Source organism: Streptomyces sp. NRRL WC-3549 (genome assembly GCF_000721935.1).
Taxonomy (GTDB): domain Bacteria; phylum Actinomycetota; class Actinomycetes; order Streptomycetales; family Streptomycetaceae; genus Streptomyces.
In genome coordinates this window covers 150,423-153,198 of sequence record NZ_KL585394.1, presented here as the reverse complement: position 1 = coordinate 153,198, position 2,776 = coordinate 150,423, and the positions used below count along the sequence as shown (strand labels likewise).

The window sequence follows — 2,776 nt, the reverse complement described above, 5'->3', positions numbered from 1 at the left end:
GCGGGAAGCGGCCGCTGGAAGGCGGTGGCCGCCGTGATCATGCCGTCGTCGAGGCTCAGGACCAGCGTCGCCATGACGAACGAGCCGTCCAGCGACACGGCGACGGGCAGGCAGTGCGCGTTCTCGGTGCCGACGCTGCGGCCCTGGTCGTCCGACAGGTCGTACCGGACGAAGTAGGGGACGCCGGCCGTGAGCACGTCCGGGATGTTCGCGCCCGTGCGCCTGCCCGTCAGGACGACCTGGCGGGCGGCCCTGCGCGCCGCGTGGGCCGTCCCGCCCGCCCCGGCGACCAGCCCTCCGGCGATGGTCGCCGCCGACGTCAGCTGCAGAATGCTCCTGCGGTCCATGTCCGTCATCGCCTGCCTCACACCCTTGTCCGTCGTGTACCCGGGCGCGCTCGCGCCCCCCGGGTAACCGTGCTCCGGGGCGGTACGGATCGCCTCGCGCCCGTGATTCGCCGGAATGGACGAGCGCGACGAGCGCACGGCGATGTGTATAAGAGACAGGGGTCATGGGGTGGGAGGGGTTACGGGAGGCCGTGGACGTGGGGGCCGACCGCGTTGGACCAGGCGTTGCCGGCCGTGGCGTCCCAGTTGGTCGACCAGGTCATCGCGCCCCGGATGTCGGGGTACGTCTTGGCCGGCTTGAAGGAGCCGCAGCCGGTGCCCTTGGCCAGGCAGTCCAGGGCCGCGTTCACCACGGACGGGGCGACGTAGCCGCTGCCCGCGCCGCGGGTGGAGGCGGGCACCCCGAGGCCGACCTGCGACGGGGCGAGGCCGCCCTCCAGCTGGATGCAGGCCAGCGCGGTGAGGAAGTCCACCGAGCCCTGCGAATAGACCTTGCCGTCACAGCCCAGCATCGAACCGCTGTTGTAGTACTGCATGTTGACGACGGTCAGGATGTCCTTGATGTTGAGCGCCGTCTTGAAGTACTCACCCGACGTCGACTGCATGTCGATGGTCTGCGGCGCCATCGTGATGACGAGGCCGGGGCCCACCTTCGAGGACAGGGAGCGCAGGGCCTTGGTCATGTAGGTGGAGTTGAGGCCGTTCTCCAGGTCGATGTCGACCCCGTTGAAGCCGTACTCCTGGATCAGCGTGTACAGCGAGTCGGCGAACGCGTTCGCGGAGGCGTCGCTGTTGACCGAGACGGTCCCCTTCTCACCGCCGACGGAGATGATGACGTTCTTCCCCGCGGCCTGCTTCGCCTTGATGTCGGCCTTGAACTGGGCGACGGTGTAGCCGTTCAGCCCGGCCGAGTCCAGGTTGAAGGTGACGGCGCCCGGAGTGCCGGCGGCGTCCGCGAAGGAGACGGCGATGATGTCGTAGTTCGCGGGCACGTCGCTGAGCTTCTGGACGGCCGCGCCGTTGTTGAAGTTCTGCCAGTAGCCGGTCACCGCGTGCTTGGGCACCGAGGTCGACGGGCCGGGGCCGGTCTCGTCCTTCTTGGCCGTACGCCCGCTGACCGTGGCCGACTTGACCGACTCACCGGCGGCGTTGGTGGCGCTCACCGAGAACTGGTACGCGGTGTCGGCGGCCAGGCCGGTCACCGTCGCGGAGGTGCCGGTGGCGGTGGTCGCCTTCACACCGTCCCGGTAGACCGTGTAGCCGGTGGCGCCGGAGACCGCGTTCCAGGACAGGGACACCGAGGAGGAGGTCGCGGTGGAGACGGCGAGACCGGCGGGGGCGCCGGGGACCGCCGGGCCGGGTTGGTCCGTACCGCCGCCGCCGTCGGGGCCGGTGACCTCGACGTCGTCCGCGTAGTAGGCGGCCTGGCCGTACCAGCCGTGGGTGTAGACCTTCACCGAGGTGGTGGACGGGCCGGTGGTGAAGCTGGTGCGCAGCTGGGTCCAGCCGGTGCTGCCGGGGGACCAGGTGGAGACGTCGGTGGTGCCGGTGCCGCTCGCCCCGAGGTACGCGTACCCGCCCTGCACCCAGGAGCTCAGCGCGTAGGTGGAGTTGGGCTTCACGGCCACGGTCTGCGTGCACTGGGCGTTGTCCTGGCCGCTCGGGGTGGCCTGGAGGGCGGCGGAGCCGCCGTGCACGGGGGAGGAGACGGTGGCGCCGCTGCCGGCGGTACAGGTCCAGCGTTCTTGGCGACGTTGACGTCCGCCGCCTGGGCGCTGCCGACCAGGCCGGTCATGGTCAGGGCCCCGGCCGCGAGGACGGCCACGGCACCGCCGAGTACGGGACGGGAGCGTCGGCTTCTGCGTCTGCTGCCTGCGGAGCGTTCCACTTGCTGCCTCCGGTGGGGGAGTTGGGGGAGTGCGGGCGGGGAACGGTGGCCACCGTTGGCGCATAAACTGGTCCAGACCAATCAAGTTGTCAAGACCTCTGGCACAAGATGCCCGGGAGGCGGGCCGTCGGGCGGCCTCAGCCGTCCTCCCGCAACCGGGCCACCAGGTACCCCACCGCGCACCCCGTGGCCATGACCACGTTCGACATGAGCAGCCCCTCGGCGGCCAGGTGTTCCCACCGCACCGCCATGTTCAGGAGCTGGGCGGCGAGGGGCACCGCGACGACGGCGGCCAGGTGGTGCGGCGGGACGTGGCGGAACGGCTCGCGGTGCGCACGGGCGGCGGCCCACGCCGCCAGCGCGAGGCACACCGCGTCGGGCAGGTGGATCAGCAGCAGCCGTCCGCCGAAGGTCCCCATCCGCTCGGGCGTCGCCACGTGCTCGTACACCACGGTCGCCTGGACGTACTCGGTCGCGACCAGCACGACGATGCCGGCGGCCCAGGCGCGGGCCAGCGCGAACAGGGCCGCCGCCCGCCCGT

At 71.4% G+C, this 2,776-nt stretch carries 2 protein-coding genes and 1 pseudogene; all 3 read right to left on the bottom strand.

Going from position 1 to position 2,776, the window contains the following annotated elements:
* Positions 1-356 (bottom strand): hypothetical protein (locus IH13_RS0111385; RefSeq protein WP_031083468.1); only part of this gene is annotated, 356 nt, incomplete at its 3' end.
* Between the two features lie 170 nt (positions 357-526).
* A pseudogene (locus IH13_RS37240) lies at positions 527-2,235 on the bottom strand (chitinase).
* Between the two features lie 137 nt (positions 2,236-2,372).
* Positions 2,373-2,759 carry a hypothetical protein gene (locus tag IH13_RS0111375; RefSeq protein ID WP_037841179.1) on the bottom strand — a complete coding sequence of 129 codons (387 nt, stop codon included), beginning with the start codon at positions 2,757-2,759 and terminating at the stop codon, positions 2,373-2,375.
* Between the last annotated feature and the right edge of the window lie 17 nt (positions 2,760-2,776).